The 18740-nt window shown below is 68.8% G+C and carries 17 protein-coding genes; 7 read left to right on the forward strand and 10 right to left on the reverse strand.

Going from position 1 to position 18740, the window contains the following annotated elements:
• The first annotated feature begins 19 nt into the window (after positions 1 to 19).
• Positions 20 to 886 (forward strand): P1 family peptidase, encoded by an 867-nt coding sequence (locus AB0J62_RS24540; protein WP_363875390.1) that lies wholly within the window; start codon positions 20 to 22, stop codon positions 884 to 886.
• A 56-nt stretch (positions 887 to 942) separates the two neighbouring features.
• Positions 943 to 1761 carry an ACT domain-containing protein gene (locus AB0J62_RS24545; RefSeq protein ID WP_363875393.1) on the forward strand — a complete coding sequence of 273 codons (819 nt, stop codon included), beginning with the start codon at positions 943 to 945 and terminating at the stop codon, positions 1759 to 1761.
• Here AB0J62_RS24545 and AB0J62_RS24550 read toward each other — a convergent pair.
• The 3 genes from AB0J62_RS24550 to AB0J62_RS24560 are packed head-to-tail and all read right to left on the reverse strand — an operon-like array spanning position 1758 to position 5635.
• Positions 1758 to 2945: an acetate kinase gene (locus AB0J62_RS24550; protein WP_363875396.1), complete on the reverse strand. Its 1188-nt coding sequence runs from the start codon at positions 2943 to 2945 to the stop codon at positions 1758 to 1760. The genes AB0J62_RS24545 and AB0J62_RS24550 overlap by 4 nt on opposite strands.
• On the reverse strand, positions 2942 to 5017 hold the full coding sequence (pta, locus tag AB0J62_RS24555; RefSeq protein WP_363875399.1) for a phosphate acetyltransferase: 2076 nt from the start codon (positions 5015 to 5017) through the stop codon (positions 2942 to 2944). The genes AB0J62_RS24550 and pta overlap by 4 nt, the downstream gene beginning before the upstream one ends.
• 12 nt (positions 5018 to 5029) lie before the next feature.
• Positions 5030 to 5635 (reverse strand): TetR/AcrR family transcriptional regulator, encoded by a 606-nt coding sequence (locus AB0J62_RS24560; protein WP_363875402.1) that lies wholly within the window; start codon positions 5633 to 5635, stop codon positions 5030 to 5032.
• Positions 5636 to 5726: 91 nt separating this feature from the next.
• Here AB0J62_RS24560 and AB0J62_RS24565 point away from each other — a divergent pair, with 91 nt between their 5' ends.
• Complete coding sequence (locus AB0J62_RS24565; RefSeq protein WP_363875405.1) at positions 5727 to 6476, forward strand: SDR family oxidoreductase; 750 nt, start codon at positions 5727 to 5729, stop codon at positions 6474 to 6476.
• Positions 6477 to 6553: 77 nt separating this feature from the next.
• Here the strand turns inward: AB0J62_RS24565 and AB0J62_RS24570 are convergent, their stop codons facing one another.
• From AB0J62_RS24570 to AB0J62_RS24580, 3 genes are all read right to left on the reverse strand, one after another.
• The gene (locus AB0J62_RS24570; RefSeq protein ID WP_363875408.1) at positions 6554 to 6943 is read right to left on the reverse strand and encodes a VOC family protein; all 390 of its coding nucleotides are present in this window, start codon (positions 6941 to 6943) and stop codon (positions 6554 to 6556) included.
• Positions 6944 to 7005: 62 nt separating this feature from the next.
• Positions 7006 to 7740 (reverse strand): YafY family protein, encoded by a 735-nt coding sequence (locus tag AB0J62_RS24575; RefSeq protein ID WP_363875411.1) that lies wholly within the window; start codon positions 7738 to 7740, stop codon positions 7006 to 7008.
• A gap of 74 nt (positions 7741 to 7814) precedes the next feature.
• Positions 7815 to 8441 (reverse strand): VOC family protein, encoded by a 627-nt coding sequence (locus tag AB0J62_RS24580; protein WP_363875414.1) that lies wholly within the window; start codon positions 8439 to 8441, stop codon positions 7815 to 7817.
• Between the two features lie 126 nt (positions 8442 to 8567).
• On the opposite strand from AB0J62_RS24580, the gene AB0J62_RS24585 reads away from it, so the two are divergent.
• On the forward strand, positions 8568 to 10280 hold the full coding sequence (locus tag AB0J62_RS24585) for a sodium:proton antiporter (RefSeq protein WP_363875417.1): 1713 nt from the start codon (positions 8568 to 8570) through the stop codon (positions 10278 to 10280).
• A gap of 17 nt (positions 10281 to 10297) precedes the next feature.
• Here AB0J62_RS24585 and AB0J62_RS24590 read toward each other — a convergent pair whose 3' ends face one another.
• Positions 10298 to 11698: a sulfatase-like hydrolase/transferase gene (locus tag AB0J62_RS24590; protein ID WP_363875420.1), complete on the reverse strand. Its 1401-nt coding sequence runs from the start codon at positions 11696 to 11698 to the stop codon at positions 10298 to 10300.
• 64 nt (positions 11699 to 11762) lie between these two features.
• On the opposite strand from AB0J62_RS24590, the gene AB0J62_RS24595 reads away from it, so the two are divergent.
• Genes AB0J62_RS24595 through AB0J62_RS24605 form a run of 3 tightly spaced genes read left to right on the forward strand, consistent with a single transcriptional unit; the run spans position 11763 to position 15927 of the window.
• On the forward strand, positions 11763 to 12866 hold the full coding sequence (locus tag AB0J62_RS24595; protein WP_363875423.1) for an ROK family transcriptional regulator: 1104 nt from the start codon (positions 11763 to 11765) through the stop codon (positions 12864 to 12866).
• Positions 12842 to 14317: a sulfatase-like hydrolase/transferase gene (locus AB0J62_RS24600; RefSeq protein ID WP_363875426.1), complete on the forward strand. Its 1476-nt coding sequence runs from the start codon at positions 12842 to 12844 to the stop codon at positions 14315 to 14317. Before AB0J62_RS24595 ends, AB0J62_RS24600 begins: the two co-directional genes overlap by 25 nt.
• Positions 14314 to 15927 carry an alpha-L-arabinofuranosidase C-terminal domain-containing protein gene (locus tag AB0J62_RS24605; protein ID WP_363875429.1) on the forward strand — a complete coding sequence of 538 codons (1614 nt, stop codon included), beginning with the start codon at positions 14314 to 14316 and terminating at the stop codon, positions 15925 to 15927. The genes AB0J62_RS24600 and AB0J62_RS24605 overlap by 4 nt, the downstream gene beginning before the upstream one ends.
• Here the strand turns inward: AB0J62_RS24605 and AB0J62_RS24610 are convergent.
• From AB0J62_RS24610 to AB0J62_RS24620, 3 genes are read right to left on the reverse strand one after another with little or no spacing between them, the layout of a single operon-like run.
• Positions 15917 to 16486 carry a GNAT family N-acetyltransferase gene (locus tag AB0J62_RS24610; RefSeq protein ID WP_363875432.1) on the reverse strand — a complete coding sequence of 190 codons (570 nt, stop codon included), beginning with the start codon at positions 16484 to 16486 and terminating at the stop codon, positions 15917 to 15919. The two genes, AB0J62_RS24605 and AB0J62_RS24610, sit on opposite strands and share 11 nt — an antisense overlap.
• A complete protein-coding gene (locus AB0J62_RS24615) occupies positions 16483 to 18081 on the reverse strand; it encodes a RecQ family ATP-dependent DNA helicase (protein ID WP_363875435.1) in 1599 nt (532 codons plus the stop codon). The genes AB0J62_RS24610 and AB0J62_RS24615 overlap by 4 nt, the downstream gene beginning before the upstream one ends.
• Before the next feature lie 7 nt (positions 18082 to 18088).
• Positions 18089 to 18736 carry a hypothetical protein gene (locus AB0J62_RS24620; protein WP_363875438.1) on the reverse strand — a complete coding sequence of 216 codons (648 nt, stop codon included), beginning with the start codon at positions 18734 to 18736 and terminating at the stop codon, positions 18089 to 18091.
• Between the last annotated feature and the right edge of the window lie 4 nt (positions 18737 to 18740).

The raw sequence follows: 18740 nt of genomic DNA on the forward strand, positions 1-18740 counted from the left end.
ATGTGCGAAGTTGGGTGTCATGGCGACGTTCGCGATACCCGGGGTCCGGGTCGGGCATTGGAGCGACTTCGACGGCCGCACCGGCTGCACGGTGGTTGATCTACCGGAAGGAACGGTCGCGTCGTACGAGGCGCGTGGCGGTGCGCCGGCGTCGCGGGAGCTGGAGCTGCTCGAGCCCGGCAAAGCTGTCAGCACGATCGACGGAGTCGTACTGACCGGCGGATCAGCGTTCGGACTGGCGGCCGCGGACGGTGTCATGCGGTACTACCGCGAACTCGGTCGCGGCGTGATGACGCCCGCGGGCGCAGTACCGATCGTGCCGACCTTGGCGCTCTTCGACCTCACCGCCGGCGATCCGTCGGCGGCGCCCGACGGAGACGCCGGTTATGCGGCGGCCCAGGCATGCAAGGGCGAGCAGATCCTGCAGGGTCAGGTCGGAGCCGGGGCCGGGGCGTACGTCGGTCATTGGCGCGGGCCGGACGGTCGGCGGCCCGGCGGGCTCGGGTACGCCGAACACCGGCTCGGCGAGCTCGTGGTCGCCTGCCTGGCCGTGGTGAACGCCTTCGGCGACATCGACGACGGCAGGGCGAGCGTGTCGTTCGATGCCGTCCGGGTGCTGGCGCAGCCGTTCGAGTTCAGCGAGAGCCGGGCGCACACGACGATCGGGATCGTCGTCACGAACGCCCGCCTCGACAAGGTCGGCTGCCGGGTCGTTGCCCAGGGCGCGCATGACGGCCTGGCGAGGGCGATCACTCCACCGCACACCCAGTTCGACGGCGACGGATTCGTTGCGGCTTCGACCGGGCAGGTCGAGGCTCACACCGACATAGTCCGGCTGCTGGCCCTCGCCTGTGTCACCGACGCCGTACGCAGCGTCGCGGGCTGAGAAAACGTCATACCGGGGCAACAGCGGGGCAACGTTGGTCAGCAACGCTGTGGCGTATGGATTCGTTGCGTACGACGCTCACCGGCGGGACAGCCTGTGACGTGTGTGGACGGCTGCCTCACCCCCGGCGGCTGCGGTTGACATTGGCGAAGCTCGTCGCGGTTGCTCCGGTCGAGCTGGCGCTGCACGCGGTCGTGCTTGCCGCGCATCCGCCGTATGTGGTGTCGGTTGTCGTGCTGGCGAGTGTGACGACCGCTTTGGTGATCTGGGTGGTCGAGCCGTCGACGATGCGTTTGCTCCGGTCGTGGCTGCATGCTCCGAAGGCGCTCCCGCGACAGGGGATCGGCACGTTGTGGCGGATCCGGGTGACACTCGACGATCGGGCGGGTTCGCTGGAGAGCATCACTCGCCGGCTCGCGGACCTGGACGCCAACATCCTCGGCCTGCACGTTCACCCGATCGACGACGGAGTTCGAGACGAGTTGGTCGTCGCGACGCCGGACGCGATCACCGCCGCGGACCTGGAGTCGGCGGTCGAGGCGGGTGGCGGTCGCAGTACCCACGTCTGGCCGACGACCGCGTTGGCGCTCGTCGACGGTCAAACCCGGGCGTTGAGCTTGTCGGCGCGGGTCGTCGCGGACCCGGCCGAACTCCCGCACGTGGTCGCCGAACTGCTCGGCGCTCAGCTCGTCACGGACCGGGCCACGCTGGCCGGACAACTTCCAGGCGACGTCCTGAAGGTGCCCTCACCCTGGACAGGCCTGTTCGCCTTCCATCGGCCGGGCGAGCCTTTCACCCCGGCCGAGTCCGCCCGCGCACACCGCCTCGCGGAACTCGCCGAAGCAGCCCTCACCATCGCCCCGGCTCGACGCTAGCCCTGGTGTACGACGGTCAGGGCTTCGCGGGCGATCTGCCATTCCTCGTTGGTGGGGATGACAAGGACGGCGACCGGGCTGTCGTCGGTCGACGCGAAGGTTTCGGAGCCGGCGTTGCGGTCGGGGTCGAGGTGGATGCCGAAGGCGTCCAATCCGCCAACGGCGGCAGCGCGGACTTCGGCGGAGTGCTGACCGACGCCGGCGGTGAAGACGATCGCGTCGACGGTCCCCAGTACGGCGTAATACGCGCCGATGTATTTCTTGATCCGTTGGCAGTAGATGTCGAACGCCAGCTGAGCCCGCTCGTCCCCGGCTGCACGGCGCCGGGCGATCTCGCGGAAGTCGTTCACACCGGTCAGACCCTTGAGGCCGGACTCCGAGTTCAACGTGTAGTCCGTCTCCTCGGCCGTACGTCCCGCGACCCGGGCGAGAAGTCCGTGGATCGCCGGATCGATGTCGCCCGAGCGGGTGCCCATCACGAGACCTTCCAGCGGCGTGAGGCCCATCGACGTGTCCACCGATTGCCCGCCGCGGATCGCCGCGGCGGAGCAACCGTTGCCCAGGTGCAGCACGATCACGTTGATCTCGTCCGGCGAGCGACCGAGCAGCCGCGCCGCCTCGGCCGAAACGAAAGCGTGCGACGTACCGTGGAACCCGTACCGGCGGACGCCGTACTTCTCCTGCCACTCATAAGGCACCGCATAGGTGTAGGCGTACGACGGCAGCGTCTGGTGGAACGCGGTGTCGAACACGGCGACATGCGGCAGATCCGGCAGTAGCCGCCGCGCGACCTTGATGCCCTCGAGGTTGGCCGGATTGTGCAGCGGAGCGAGCGGGACGAGTTCCGTCACCGCCGCGATCAGCTCGTCGTCGATGAGCGCCGGCGCCGCGAACCGGTCGCCGCCATGCACGACCCGGTGTCCGACCGCCACGATGTCCACGTCGGCAAGCGCGGGCCCTTGCGTCTCGAACGCCCGTACGGCGGCCTCGAGTGCGGCCTCGTGGTTGGCGATCGGCTGATCGTCGTTCCACTCGCCCTTCGGCCCGTGATGCACGTGGTGGCTGCTTTCCTCGCCGATCTGCTCCACGAGGCCCGTCGCGGCGGCCTCACCCGAGGCCGAGTCGACGAGGCTGTACTTGAGCGAGGACGATCCGGCGTTGATGACCAACACGTGCTCGATCACTTCGCGCCGCCTTGCTGGGCCTGGATCGCGGTGATCGCGACCGTGTTGATGATGTCCCGCACAGTTGCCCCTCGCGACAGGTCGTTGACCGGTTTGCGCAGCCCTTGCAGGACCGGGCCGACCGCGACCGCGTTGGCCGAGCGCTGCACCGCCTTGTACGTGTTGTTGCCGGTGTTGAGGTCCGGGAAGATGAAGACCGTCGCGCGGCCGGCCACGGGGGAGTCCGGAAGCTTGGTGCGAGCCACGGCGCTGTCGATCGCGGCGTCGTACTGGATCGGTCCCTCGACCGGCAGTTGCGGCATCCGTTCGCGCACGATATTCGTTGCCTTCGACACCTTTTCGACGTCGGTCCCGGTGCCGGAGCTGCCGGTGGAGTACGACAGCATCGCGACCCGCGCCTCGACGCCGAACGCGACCGCGGTCTCGGCGGACGAGATCGCGATGTCCGCCAGCTGCTCGGCGTTCGGATCCGGGTTCACCGCGCAGTCGCCGTACACGAGGACCCGGTCCTGCAGGCACATGAAGAACACCGACGAGACGACCGACGTGTCGGGCACGGTCTTGACCACCTCGAGCGCCGGCCGGATCGTGTGTGCGGTGGTGTGGACGGCGCCTGAGACCATCCCGTCCGCGAGTCCCAGCTGGACCATCATCGTGCCGAAGTACGACACGTCCCGGACCAGCTCGCGCGCCCGGTCGAGGTCGACGCCGCGATGCTGTCGCAGCCGGTGGTACTCCGCCGCGAATCGCTCGGTCAGCTCGCTGTGCTCCGGATGTACGACGGTCGCCGCGGACACGTCCACGCCGAGCGACGCGGCCTTCGCGCTGATCGTCGTCGGATCGCCGAGCAGGGTGAGGTCGGCGACACCCCGTCGCAGCAGGACGTCGGCGGCGCGAAGGATCCGCTCCTCCTCGCCCTCCGGCAGCACGATGTGCCGGCGGTCGGAGACCGCGCGATCGACCAGTTGATGCTCGAACATGAGCGGCGTCACGGCACTGCTCCGCGCGAGCGCGAGCTGGTCGAGCAGGGCTTGCCCGTCGACGTACTGGTCGAAGAGAGCGAGCGCGGTGTCGATCTTGCGCGGCGCATCCTTGGTCAAACGGCCGCGAACCGCGGTGAGCCTGGTCGAGACCGCTTGCGTGCCGAGGTCGGTCTCGATGATCGGCAGCGTGACGCCGAGCCCCTCGATCAGGCGTTGCACCTGCGGCGGCAGCTCGAATCCACCGTTGAGGATGACGGTCGAGATCTGCGGGAAGTTGCGGGAGGCGTGCGCCATCAGTACGCCGAGGACGACCTCCGGCCGGTCGCCCGCCGTCACGACCGCCGCGCCCTCGAACAACCGGTCGAGCACGTTCGGCATCGTCATGCCGGCGATCATCAGGCCGGTGACCTCGCGGTTCAGCAGTTGCGGGTCACCGCTCACCAGCCGGCCGTCGATGGGAGGCAGCAGGTCGGCGACCAGCGGCTGGTTCAGCAGCGGCTCCTCCGGGATCGCGAACACCGGCGCGCCGACGCCGTCCAGCGCGGCGACGAGCGGTCCGCCGTCACTCGCGCGGTTGACGATGACCGCGAACAGCGAGCCGTGATTCGCGGCGAGCTCGGCCGCGGCCAGGTCGGCGATCGTGCGTACGTCGTGGGGCGTACGGGTGAAGCCGTTGAGCACCAGCAGGACCGGCGCGCCGAGGTTGGCCGCGATCTTTGCATTGAACGAGAACTCGGTCGGAGTGCCGACGTCGGTGTAGTCGCTGCCGACGACGAGCACAGCATCGGCGTGCTCGGCGACCGCGTGGTACCGCTGCACGATAGTGTCGAGCGCGGCGTCCGGGTCGTTGTGCACCTCTTCGTAGGTGACCCCGACGCCATCGTCGTACGAGTGCGTGACCGCGTCCTGTGAGATCAGGAGGTCGAGCACGTAGTCGCGACCGCCGTGGGTCGCGGTGTCGGCGCGGACGATCGGCCGGAACACAGCCACGCGCCCGACCCGCCGCGACAGCTGTTGAAGAACTCCGAGAGCCACCGTCGACTTCCCGGTCGTTCCCTCGACCGATGCGACGTACACGCTGCTGCCCATGGGTGAACCCTACTAACGGGTCAAGGCGTGCAGATGGTCGATCATCGTGTCGACCGCGATCCGCAGTGGAGCGGGATCACGGCGTACCTGGCTCAGCAGCAGGCCGCCCTGCACGGCTGCCAGCATCGCGACGGCGAGCTCGGCCGGATCCGCGTCCGCGGCGAGCTCGCCACGCTCCTGCATCTGGACCAGGCCCTCGCGGATCAGCCCTTCCCACTGCGCGAACGCTCCGGCGAGCTGGATCCGGGCGACCGGGTCGCTCTCGGACAGATCACTGGCCAGCGAACCGAGCGGGCAGCCGCCGGCGCACTGCACGTCGGTGAGGATGCCGACCATCAGATCCCGCCAGTTCGCCAGCGAGTCGATGCTGTCGAGACTGCCCAGCCCGCTGTGCTGGATCTCCAGGACCTGCGCGGTCTGCTGCTCGATAACTGCCGACACCAGCGCGTCCTTGCCGGGGAAGTAGTGGTAGAGCTGCGACGGGCTGACGCCGGCGGCTGCCTGGATGTCCTCGATCGTGGTGCGGGCGACGCCCTGCTCGATCATCAGCCGGGCCGCGGCCGCGACGATCCGGTCGCGGGTCGCCTGGCCCTTCCTCGTCAGCCGCTGGGTCGTCATGCCTCCACCGTAGCGATTTTGGAGTTGATACTCCAATATCTCCGGCGAACTATTGGAGCAATCACTCCAACAACCTGGATGGGGAACGGATATGACGCAGGACTTCGCCGGCCGGACCGCGCTCGTGACCGGTGGCAACAGCGGGATCGGCCGGGCGGTGGCCGACCAGCTCGCACGGCGTGGCGCGCATGTCGTGATCAGCGGGCGGGACGTCGCGCGCGGGACGAAGGCGGTCGAGGAGATCCGGGCCGCCGGCGGTACGGCGGACTTCGTCCGGGCCGATCTGGCCCGGCTCGACGAGGTGCGGTCGCTGGCGAAGCAGGCGATCGAGCTCGGCGGCGGGCACGTCGACGTACTGATCAACAACGCCGGGATCTTCCCGTTCGGGCCGACGGCCGAGACGGTGGACAGCGACTTCGACGCGGTGTACGCCGTGAACGTGCGCGCGCCGTTCTACCTGGTCGCCGAGCTCGCTCCGTTGATGGCGGCCCGCGGATCCGGCGCGATCGTGAACGTCACCACCATGGTTGCGTACTTCGGGATGGCCGGCATGGCAGCGTACGGCTCGAGCAAGGCGGCCGTGGAGCTGCTGACCAGGGCCTGGGCGGCGGAGTTCGGCGCGGCCGGTGTCCGGGTGAACGCCGTCAGCCCCGGACCGACGCGCACCGAGGGCACCGCCGTGATGGGTGAGAACCTCGACGGCCTGGCCGGCACCACCCCGCTGCAGCGCGTGGGCCGTCCGGAGGAAGTTGCCGCCGGCATCGTCTTCCTGGCCTCGGACGAAGCCTCCCTGATCCACGGCGCGACCCTCCCGGTCGACGGCGGCCGCCTCGCGGTCTGACGACCGCGACACGATCCGCGCCGGCGCCGGCTGCACACGCCGGCGCCGGCGCGGATCTCGCTCCTCAGGACCTGGCGTTACGCGGCAGGTGGGGTGAAGATGCCGAACTGGTTGCCGGACGGGTCCCGCAGGTAGGCGAAGGCCGGGGTGCCGGGGGCGGGGTCGGTGTTCTTGCTGACGAGCGTGCCGCCGAGCTGTTCTGCCTGGGCGCAGGTGGCTTCGAGGTCGGTGACAAGGATGTAGAAGACGGCGTGGTTGGGCAGTTGGCCGCCGGTGCCGAAGATGCCGCCCATCGGCTGCTGGGCGCCGGCGGCGGTGATGTTGCGGTAGTCCAGGCCGCCCGAGGTGAGGCTGCCGGACGACTCGAACGTCCAGTCGAACAGGCTGCCGTAGAACTTCTGCGCACCGTCCGGGTCGTCGCTCGCGACCTCGAACCAGGCCAGCGTGCCGGCGGCGGGATTCGTCATGGGATCTCTCCTTCGTCGAACTGTTTCGGTAGAACCCACGGTTCCAGCGGTTCGCGACAGCCCTATGTCGGAGTTGGAAAAAGATCCTCGGGATGCAAGGCAGCGGCCGGCAGTTTGGTCTCGAAGCCGTCGACGTGCAGGTCGCCGGTCGCCTGCGGTCGGTGCGGCAGGATCGGCGTGCGCTCGGCCTTCGTGATGCGGTCCATCCGGAAGACCCGGTCCTCCTGGCGCAGATGGCACCAGGCCGTCAGGTAGGAGCCCTTCGGACCGACGACCCAGTGTTGAGGCTCGACCTCGCGGACGGTTTCCACACCGTCGCCATTGGTGTAGAAGATGCGCAGCACCTGGTTGTCGCGGACGGCGCGCCAGATCTGCTCGGCGACGTCGCCGTCCGGATCAGGCGTCGGCCGGACCAGGAGCCGGACCTTCGCGGCCGCCGCCCGCGCCTCGTCAAGGGCCTGCTTCGGCATGGCAGCGACGATCTTCTGCAGGGCCGTCCGGGAGTCGCGGGCGAACAGCACGTGGTCGCTGCCGCTCAGTGCGACAGCGACCGCCATCGCCTCCCGGGCGGTGAAGTTGAGCGGCGGCAGGCTCATCGACCGGTCCACGCTGTACCCGCCCGTGCGGCCCTGCTTCGTCGCCAGCGGCACCCCGGCCTGACCGAGCGCGCTCAGATCGCGCTCGATCGTCCTCACACTGACCTCGAAACGGGCGGCCAGCTGCCGCGCCGTACGCCCCCTCGGTCCCGCTGCCCGTAGTTCCTCGGCGAGGGCGTACAGCCGATCGATCCGGTTCATACGGGCAGGCTAAGGACCTCCATGGACAGTTCCGTGCCAGTCCGGGGCCAGTTCTGGGCCAGTTCTGGCCCGGGCTACTGCGGAAGCTCGGTGCCGGTGCCTTCGGCGAACATGTAGGCGGCGTACCAGGCGGGCCAGTTCTCGTCGGCCTGACCGGTGCGGGCCTCGTGCTCGCCGTGCGCCGCGGCCGCGCGCTTAAGGGCGGCCTCGAGGTCCTCGACCTTCATGTACGTCGTCTCCTCGACCCGGCCGGGCAGCCGCGTCGTGACCTCCTGCAGCAGCCAGGTGTTGCCGTCGGGGTCGCTGAACGTCGCGAACGAGCTGTAGCTGGCGTCCTGGTCTGCCCGCCCGTCCACGCGTCCGCTCCCGTCGGTGACCTCGAACTGCGCACCCGGCGCGGCGGGGTGGAAGACCTCGCTGACCTTGGCGCCGTGCGACAGCAGCTCGGACCGGGCCGCCTGGACGTCGCTGACGACCAGGTAGAGCCCCTGCGCCGTGCCGGGGGTGGCCGAGGTGATGTTCGTGCCGAACTGGACCGACGCCGGCGAGCCCGGCGGCGTGAACTGGACGACGCGGAACCCGTTGTCGAACGCGAAGTCGGCATCGAGCCGCCACCCGAGCCCGGTGTAGAACTCCTTCGACCGGTCGGTGTCCGCAACCGGGATGACGACGGCCTCGAGCTTCAGGTCGGTGCTGCTCATGACTTCCTCCAGAGATGTTCTCGGTTCGTTGACACCTAATCTGCCGCCCCGGACCTGGTATGACACCAGTGAGAATCCCTGGTCATTACCCTGGCGGGCCGGTCGCGGGACCTAGACTGCCATCGCGTGGACCACCAGTTCGTTCTGATTGCCGGTGCGGGGCTCGCGATCATGATCGCGGCATCGGTGTTCGCGCGGCGGACGGGGGTGGCGGCCCCGTTGCTGCTGGTCGCGCTGGGGATCGGCGCGAGCTACCTGCCGAGTACGCCGACGATCCACCTCGAGCCCGAGATCATCCTCGCAGGCGTCCTCCCGCCGCTGCTGTACGCGTCGGCGGTCCAGCTGCCGGTTCTCGACGTACGGCGGAACTTCGCGCTGATCTCGTGGTTGTCGGTCGTGATGGTGATCGCGTCCGCACTGGCGATCGGGGCGCTGGTGCACGCGCTGTTCCCGAGCATCTCGTTCGCGCTCGCGACCGCGCTCGGCGCCGTGGTGAGCCCGACCGACGCGGTGGCAGCGACGGCGATCGGGCACCGGGTCGGGCTGCCGCCACGGCTGATGACCGTCCTCGAAGGTGAGAGTCTCGTCAACGACGCGTCGGCGCTCGTCGTTCTGCGGACAGCGGTCGCCGCGCTCGCCGTGACGACGCATTTCAGCCTCGGCCACACGGTCCTCGACTTCATCTGGGCCGTCGTCGGCGCGGTCGTGATCGGGCTGGTCGTCGGTCTGCTCACTGCCCTGCTGCGCCAGCGGCTCGACGATCCGGTGCTGAACACGACGATCTCGTTCGCCGTACCGTTCCTTGCGTACTTCCCGGCCGAGGAGGTGCACGCGTCCGGCGTACTCGCCGTGGTGATGGCCGGTCTCCTGACCGGCGCGGTGGGCAGCCGGAGGTTCAGCGCGCGTGATCGGCAGACCCAGGCGACGACCTGGACGACGATCAGCTTCATTCTGGAGAGCGGCGTCTTCCTCGCGATGGGCTACCAGCTGCCGGAGCTCGTCAACGACGCCCGCGCGGAGACGACGGTCGGTGAGATCACGGGGCTCGTGCTGCTGGTCGTGGGTCTGCTGGTCGTCCTGCGGTTCCTCGGGCTGACGTTCCCGCTGTTGCAGTACCGGTTCGGCTCGAGCGATCGCACCGAGCAGACGCGGGCCAGGCTGAGCCAGTTCGAGGAACACCTCGACGCGATGGAGCCGTCGGGGGAGCGGGAGGAGACTCGCCTCGCCTGGGCGCGTAAACGACTGGCCCGCGGTCAGGCGGATGCGGATTTCGAGGAACGCGAACCAATCACGGCCCGCGGCATGCTGGTGCTGGCCTGGGCCGGGATGCGCGGCGTCGTGACGGTTGCTGCCGTCCAGACCATTCCGGCCGGTACGCCGCACCGCGCGACCGTCGTACTCGCCGCGTTCATCGTCGCGCTGATCACGCTCGTCGGCTTCGGGCTCTCGCTGCCCGCGGTGATTGCGCGGATGCGGTTCCGGCCGGAGAGCGACGAGGAGAAGCGCGACTCCGTGATGGCGCTGATGCGGCGGATCGGCGAGGCCGCGATCGACGCGCTCGGACCGCTGGAGGAGCAGACCGTCGACGGCGAACCGATCGATCCCGAAGCGGTCACCGCGCTGAGGGAACGGATCCTTCCTCGCTTGGTGTCCGGCAGCCGGCAGCTCCGGGAGACCAGGCCGGACACGCGCGAACAGATGGCCGTCCTGCAGCGACGGTACCTGGACGCGATGCGCGAGGCTCTCGAGGCGGAGCGGAGCATCGGCGCCTACAGCTCAGACACGTATCGCTTCGTCGAAGGCTTCCTCGACACGTTCGAGCAGCGCTTCACCACCTAACAGGTGGCGCCATCGAGTTACCAGTCGGCGACGCGTTCCTGACTGCGGTCCTCGGTGGCGACCAGGACGTCGAGCAGGAACTCTTGCAGGTCGGTGCGGATGTCGCGGTGCAAGAGATCGTCCCAGAGGTTCTGCTGCTCGTCGGGGTCGGCGCTCAGGTCGTACAGCTCGCCGGTGCGCTCGCGGGAGGTCGCGTGTTGGACGACGACCTTCCACTGGTCCCGGCGAAGCATGGTGAGATGAACGGGTGGATCGTACGGATGGCCGCTGTTGCGGTACTCGCTCAGCGCCCAGCCGCGACCGTTCGACCGATTAGTGGCCAAGGGCAACAGATCTTGACCCTGACCGCGAGGCTGCAGTCCGGCAGCGGTGAGGATGGTCGGGGCAAGATCGATCCATTGGACCAGCTCGGGGCAGCGGATGCCGGGATCCAACCGGGAGGGCCAGCGGAGGATGAGCGGGACGCGGACCGCCTGCTCGTACATCATCGGCCCTTTGAGCATCAGCCGGTGGTCGCCGAGCATCTCACCGTGGTCGCTGGTAAAGATCACGAGAGTGTCGTCGCTGAGCCCCTCCGCGTCGAGCGCATCGAGGATGCGGCCGACCTCGTCGTCCACCAGCGTGACCATCGCGTAGTACGCGGCCTTGACCTCTTGCAGTTCTTCGGAGGAGTACGACGTGTAGCCGCGCGCGTGTCCGGCGTACGACGCCTTCGAGGCCTCGGTCTGGATGGGCGGCTTGCCGGCGAGGTCGTCGGGGATGGGGCGGGTGAGTTGCTTCGCGCGGTAACGGCGTACGTAGTCGTCGGGGGCGCCGAAGCCGTGGTGGGGGTCGAAGAAGTTCGCGATGAACAGGAACGGCTTGTCGCGATCGCGGGAGCGGGTGAGGAAGTCGATGGTCTGGTTGCCGATCCACCGGCTGTAGTGCAGGTCGGTCGGGAGCGTGTCGTAGTCGACCTCCGTGTCCTCGGCGCCGGCCAGGTCGGGGCGGAGGGTGTGGAGCCACCGGTGATATTGGTTCTCCGAGGAGCCCGGGTACGGATCGTGCGCCCAGCGGAAGACGCGGAAGCCGTCGTCGAGGCGCTTCTCGGACCGTCCGCCGAAGCAGGCGTTCAGGTGGAACTTGCCGACGAGACCGCAGTCGTAGCCGGCGTCGGCCAGGTCCTTGCTGAACAGCCGCTCGTGGTCGGGGAGGCCGACGCCGTTCGCCCAGAGGCCGTGGGCGTGGACGTACCGGCCGGTCATCAGGCTCGCCCGGGACGGGGCGCAGACGGGGCTCTGGACGTAGCAGTTCTCGAAGAGCACGCCCTGCGCGGCGAGGCGGTCGAGGTTCGGAGTCTCGATCTCGTTGTTGCCGTAGGCACCAAGCGCGGAGAACCGCTGCTGGTCGGTGCAGATGAGCAGGACGTTGGGCGGCATGGGGTGGAGTCTATTAAATTCGGACTGTTGACAAAAATACGCCACACCGTCCAGAGTCGATGCCGTGGGAACCAAGCCCTCCGGCCCGCTCCGGCTCCTCCGCGAGACACACGAAGACCGGGTCCTCACCGCCCTGCGCAACCAAGGGCCGCTGACCCGAGCCCAGCTGGCCGACCGGACGAGCCTGTCCCGCGCGACCCTGTCCTCGATTGTCCAAACCCTCCTCGCCAAGCAGGCGGTCACCGAGGCGGGCCTGGAGGACGCTGCCGAGGTACGTGGGCGGGGGCGGCCGGTTTCGGTGCTGACGCTGAACCCGGCGGGCGGGCTCGCGGTGGGGATGGACCTGGGGCACCGGCGGATCCAGGTGACGGTGGCCAACGTCGCACACGAGATTGTCGCGTCCGACGGGATCGCCTGTGCGGAACGGACGCCTTGGACGCAGCGGGTCAAGCTCGCGGTCGACCTGGTCGACGAGCTGACGAACCGGTACGAGATCTCGCTGACCTCACTCGCCGGACTTGGAGTAGGCATCGTGGGCCCAGTACCGTCCGACCGGGCCGGCGTGGTGCGTGACAGCCTTGCCGCACGGTTCGGCGTACCGGTGTTTGTGGACAACAACACTCGGCTGGCGGCGCTCGCGGAGGCTACTTGGGGTGCGGGGGCCGGGATGGGGAGCGTGCTGTATCTGCGCCTCTCGTACGGCGTGGGTGGTGGGCTTGTGCTTGGCGGTCGCCTGCTGGCGGGGGCTGGGGGAGCGGCCGGTGAGTTGGGGCATATCAGCGTGGACCGGGACGGACCGCGATGCTCGTGTGGCGGTCGCGGGTGTCTCGAACTGCATCTCTCGAACCTCCTCGACGAGTACGGCGGCTTCGACAACCTCACCCCGGACGCGATCGCAGACGTCGCAACCCGGACAGGCGAGGTCCTGGCGGCCGCGTGCAACACGGTCAACCCCGAGCTGGTTGTCATCGGCGGGGAGCTGACCGGCGTCGCCCTATTGCGTCCGCTCCGACGGGCGCTTCGCGATTACACCCACACACAGGTCCACCACTCGCTGCGCGTCAAGCCAGCAGAGCTCGGGTACGACGCGGCCGCTCGCGGCGGGATCGCCCTCGTGCTCACCAACCCACCCGAGGAGGCCGAGTGGCGAAGAACATCCTGTTCCTGATGACCGACCAGCACCGCGTCGACACATTAGGGTGCTACGGCAACCAAATCTGCGAGACCCCGCACCTCGACGCGCTCGCCGCGGCCGGCACCCACTTCACCAACGGCTTCACCCCGACAGCGATCTGTACGCCGGCCCGCGCCACGCTGCAAACCGGCGTACTCCCGTACCGGCACACGCTGCTCGCGAACTACGAACGCAACGTCGGCTACCGCGAAGAACTCGACGACACCTTCCCTGTCTTCTCCCACTACCTCGCCGACTACCAACTGGGCCACGTCGGCAAGTGGCACGTCGGCAAGGACAAAGGCCCACGCGACTTCGGCTACGACGGCGAGCACTACCCCGGCTGGGGCAACGCCGTCGATCACCCCGACTACCTCAGCTACCTGGCCGAGCATGGGTATCCGCACTTCAGCGTCCGCAACCCGGTCCGCGGCACCTTCGCAAACGGTGAACCGGGCAACCTTCTCGCCGGCATCCTCGAGCAGCCCGTGGGAGCGACGTTCGAGTACTTCCTCGCTGAGCGCACCATCGCGCAACTCCGCCGCTTCGCCGCCGACGGCCGTCCGTTCTACCTCACCTGCAACTGGTTCGGCCCCCACCTTCCGTACCTGCTGCCCCAGGCCTACTACTTCCGGTACGACGCCGCCCGCGTCGAGCTCCCCGCCTCCGTAGCCGAGACGTTCGCCGGCAAACCACGCGTCCAGCAGCACTACTCGTCGCACTGGACGTACGACAGCATCGGCCCGGACCGCTGGCGTGAACTCGTCGCGGCGTACTGGGGCTACGTCACGCTCATCGACGAGCAGATCGGCCGCATCCTCGCAGTCGTCGACGAACTCGGCCTCACCGACGACACCGCCGTACTGTTCACCGCAGACCACGGCGAGTTCACCGGCGCGCATCGCCTGCACGACAAGGGCCCGGCGATGTACGACGACATCTATCGCGTCCCGCTGATCGCCAAGGTCCCCGGTCTACCGGCCGGGCGCGTTGAGGACTCCTTCGCGACCCTGACCGACCTGACGCCGACGTTCCTGGAGTTGGCCGACGTCGTACCGCTTGCGCACTACCAAGGGCGCTCGCTGCTGCCATTGATCAAGGGTGAGCGACCGGACGACTGGCCGACCGAGGTGGTCGCCGAATTCCACGGCCACCACTTCCCGTACCCGCAGCGGATGATCCGCACCGACCGCTACAAGCTCGTCGTCAACCCGGCCGACGTCAACGAGCTGTACGACCTCTCGACCGATCCGGACGAGCTCCACAACCGCTACCAGCATCCCGAGCTCGCCGCAGTACGCCGTGAGCTGACGACCCGCCTGTACGACGTACTCCGGGACCGTGGCGACAACTTCTACCACTGGATGACGTCGATGTTCGAGGTCGGCGGCAAGAGCTACGACACCGCGCTCAGCGCACTCGATCAGGAGGCACCTCGCCCGTGACCCAGCCCGTCGTGACCCGGCCCGTCGTGACCCAGCCCACCGAGATCAACATCCGCCGCGACCAGCGTCACTCGATCGATCCGATGATCTACGGCCACTTCCTGGAGTCCGCCTTCTTCGGCAACATCCAGGGCGGCGTCTTCGACGAGGGCTCGCCACTGGCCTACGGCGGCGACGACGTACGCAGCGGCCTGCGGACGGATGTGATCAAGCTCTGCCAGGAGCTCGGGCTCCCGGTCGTGCGTTGGCCCGGCGGCAACTTCACGTCGGCGTACCACTGGGAGGACGGGATCGGCCCGCGCGCGGCACGCCCGCGACGGCTCGAGCTGGCGTGGGGCTCGGAGGAGGACAACCGCTTCGGGACCGACGAGTTCCTGACCTGGTGCGCCGAGGTCGGCACCGAGCCGTACCTCGCACACAGTTGCCGCGATGTCGACGAGGCTGTGCGCTGGGTCGAGTACACGAACTACAGCGGCGACACGGAGTACACCCGCAAACGCGGGCGCGAGCCGTACGGCGTGAAGTACTGGGGTCTGGGCAACGAAGTGTACGGCGACTGGCAGATGGGCCACCGGACCGCCGAGGCGTACGCCGCCGACGCCGCCGAGCACGCCCGCTTCATGCGAGCCGTCGATCCCGGCCTGAAGCTCGTTGCCGTCGGAAATCCTGACCAGCAGTGGACCAGGATCGTGCTCGATGCCATCGGCAACCAGATCGACTACCTGTCGTTCCACCTCTACGGCGCGACGACCCAGCTGGTCGACGGCGCGGCGGAGTACGACGAGATCGTTGCCCAGTCGCTCTATTTCGAGCAGCAGATCGTCGAGTACTCCGACCTGGTCGCCGACGTCGCACGACGTCCGATCGGTCTCGCGCTGGACGAGTGGAACATCCGCCACGTCGAACCCGCGAGCTGGCCCGTCCCGCGCCCCTCGGACGACGGCGGGATCGTGGCGCGTGAGGTGGACGGCCTGCCGACGTACCCGGCGGATCGGGTCAACCGGTGGAGCCCGCGCACCCTCGCCGACGCGCTGTTCTACGCCGGTGTCTTCCACGCGCTGCATCGCGCCGCCGGTCGTGAGATCCCAGTCACGATGGCCAACACCGTCAACCTGCTCAACGCCAACGGCGTGATCGTCGCCCGGCCGGGTGGTGTCGTGCGAGCGGCGACGTACCACGTGTGGGATCTGTACCAGAACCACCTCGGCCCGATCGCGGTCGCTGCCGACGTACGTTCGCCCGGCCGGTTCGCCGCAGTACGTCAAGGCGACGAGCGCGACCGCCGAGGCGACTTCCGCAGCCGCCCGGCGACCGTTCCCGACCTGGACGTCTCCGCGACGACAGACGGCCGCGCGCTCCAGCTCGCCGTCATCAACCGCCACCGGGACACGGCGATCCGCGCCGACTTGACCCTCGACGGTCGTCGAGACACCCTGCCGGCGCGGGCCACCGTGAAGCAGCTAACTGCGGACGATGTGCTCGCTTCCAACACGCTGAGCAACCCGGACGCCGTCGTACTCCGCGACCTCGGCGTGCTGGAGCTGCCGGAGCCGACCTACGAGTTCCCGCCCCACAGCATCACGCTGCTGTCGTTCGCGCTCAGTGGATGACGAGGCGCATCAGGATGCGGGGGTGGCCGGCCAGGGTGGAGGTGGTGTCGGCGGACTTGGTGAAGCCGGCCCGTTCGAAGTTCTTGCGGATGCCGGCGTACGCCATCGTCAGGTCGACCTTGCTGTCGCCGTTGTCCAGGGGATAGGCCTCGACGACCGGGGCGTCGTTCGCACGGGCGAAGTCGACGGCGCCGGCGATCAGGGCGTGGGAGATGCCCTGACCGCGATGACCCGGCCGGACCCGGATGCACCAGAGCGACCACACCGGGAGGTCGTCGACGTGCGGGATCTTCCGGTTGCGGGCGAAGGTCGTCGTCGCGCGCGGCGCGATCGCGGCCCAGCCGACCGGGGTGTCCCCGTCGTACGCGAGGACTCCGGGCGCGGGCCGCTGCTTGCATAGCTCCGCGACGTAGTCGGCGCGCGCTTGGCCCTTCAGCGTGTTGTTCAGCTTGGACGGGATGCGGTAGCTCAGGCAGAAGCAGACCGTCGAGGTCGGCGACTTGGGGCCGATGACCGCGCGGACGTCCTCGAAGACAGTGGCCGGACGGACGTCGATCATTCGGCCACCAACAGCTGGTTGTGGATCATGAACGCAGTACGGAGTTCCTTGTAGCCGACGCGGTCGAACAGGACGGTCATCGTCGTACCGTCGTAGTGCTCGACCAGACCGGCGCCGAACGTCCGGTGCCTGACGCGGCTGCCGATCGGGAACGGCTCCTCCTCGGGCGGCGCCGCCGTCCGTCCGGCCAGATCGTTGTCGCAGTTGCCGCACGGGCCCTCGTAGTGCTCGCCGAAATAGCTCAGCAGCCACTCGCGCCGGCAGCCGCCGTACTCCGCGTACGTCGACATCATCTCGACTCGGGACCGCGCTACCTCGCGCCGGTCGTGCTCGACCGCGGACGCGGCCGCGACGGCCTTGTCGACGTCGACGCGGCGGGCCAGGTGGAACTGGTGGCCGATGGCAACGACCCGGGCGTCGGTGAGCCGGCCGAGCGCACGCTCGACGCGAGCTGCGCTGAGCTGGGTCGCGGCGGTGAGCTCGGCGATGTTCGCGGGCCGGTGCTCGTGGATGGCGGTCGCGACCGCGAGGAGGTCCTCGTCAGTGACGCCGCCGGAGGCGAAGAAACGGTTCAGGCCGAGGTCGGCGTGCCGGAAGAACAGCTCGATATCGGCCGGTTCGCCGTCGCGGCCCGCGCGGCCGATCTCCTGGTAGTAGGCGTCGATCGAGGCCGGTGCCTCGGCGTGACTGACCCAGCGGATGTCGGGCTTGTCGATCCCCATCCCGAACGCGATCGTGGCCACGACGACGCGGCAGTCACCGGCGAGAAACGTGTCCTGGACCTCGCGGCGCTGCTTGGCCGACAGCCCGGCGTGGTACGGATGCGCGGATACGCCCGCGGTGTTGAGATCCGACGCGAGCTCCTCGGCGTGGCGGTGCGTGGCGACGTACACGATGCCCGGGCCGCGGGACGACCGGACATGACTGAGCAGCCGGCGGTTCTTGGTGTCGTCGTCGGCGAACGCGAACACGGCCAGGTTGAGGTTCGGCCGGTCGAATCCGCCGACCACGACCGCCGGATCGTCCAGCTCGAGGCGATGCGCGATCTGCTTGCGGACCGGCGGGGCGGCCGTCGCGGTCAGCGCGAGCACCGGAGGCCGTCCCATCGCCTTGATCGCGGCCGCCAGCCGGAGGTAGTCGGGCCGGAAGTCCTCGCCCCACTCGCTGACCAGATGCGCCTCGTCCACCGCGACCAACCGAGGCCGGGACTTGGCCAGCAGTTCCAGTACATCGGCATGCGTCAACTGCTCCGGCGACATCAGCACGAACCCCGGCCGCCCGTCCATGAGCAGCTCACGAGCCGCACGCCCGCCGGCGCGATCGGTCGCGTTCAGCTCGGCAACCTCGACTCCGGCAGGATGCTTCGCCAGGGCCCGCAACTGATCGCGCTGCAACGCCACCAGCGGGCTGACGACCACAGTCACCCCGCCGAGAGCCAGGCCCGCGAGCTGATAGATCGCCGTCTTGCCGGTCCCGGTGGCGAGCACGGCCAACGTGTCCCGCCCGTCGAGCACCGCTCGAACGGCGTCCTCCTGCCCCGGCCGCAGCGACTCGTACCCCAGCCATTCGCGAGCGAGCGCGACGATGTCCCTCACGCACACATCATGCCTCGCCGCGCTGGACCGCCCGCCAGCGCCAGAGGTACATCCCGGCCAGCGTCCGCTGCGGCCGCCACGCCTGCCCCAACTTCTCGACCTCGGCGGGCTTGGGCAGCACCGGCAGCTTGTACGCCGCCTCGATGGTCCGCCGGATCTCGAGGTCGCCGACCGCGAGCACATCCGGCCGAAGCAGGTGGAAGATCAGGAAGATCTCCGCCGTCCATCGCCCGATCCCTTTGATCGCGGTGAGCTGAGCGACCACCTCGTCATCCGGAAGGTCCGGCAGCCGCTCCAGCTCCAGCTCACCCGAGATCACATGCTCCGCGAGCGACCGCAACGAGGCAGTCTTCGCATGGGACAACCCCACCGCGGTCCGCAGCGCGTCCGGTTCGTCGGCCAGCAACTCCTCCGGCGTCGGCGTACGCCCGCCGTACCGCTCGACAATCCGCCGGAAGATCGCCTGAGCGGCCACATTCGAGATGTTCTGCCCGACGATCGCCCGCACCAGCACGCCGTAATGCTCACCCGGCAGATCCGGAACGCCGGTGTCCCGGCTCTCCGACAACAGCACCCCCAGTGCCCCGACAACTTGATCGATCACCCCACCAAGCACCGAGTCAGCCCGCCGCAGGTAATCCTCAGGGGTCGTCATCCGT

It is taken from the genome of Kribbella sp. NPDC049584, from assembly GCF_040675555.1.
In the GTDB taxonomy this organism is placed as follows: Bacteria; Actinomycetota; Actinomycetes; order Propionibacteriales; family Kribbellaceae; genus Kribbella.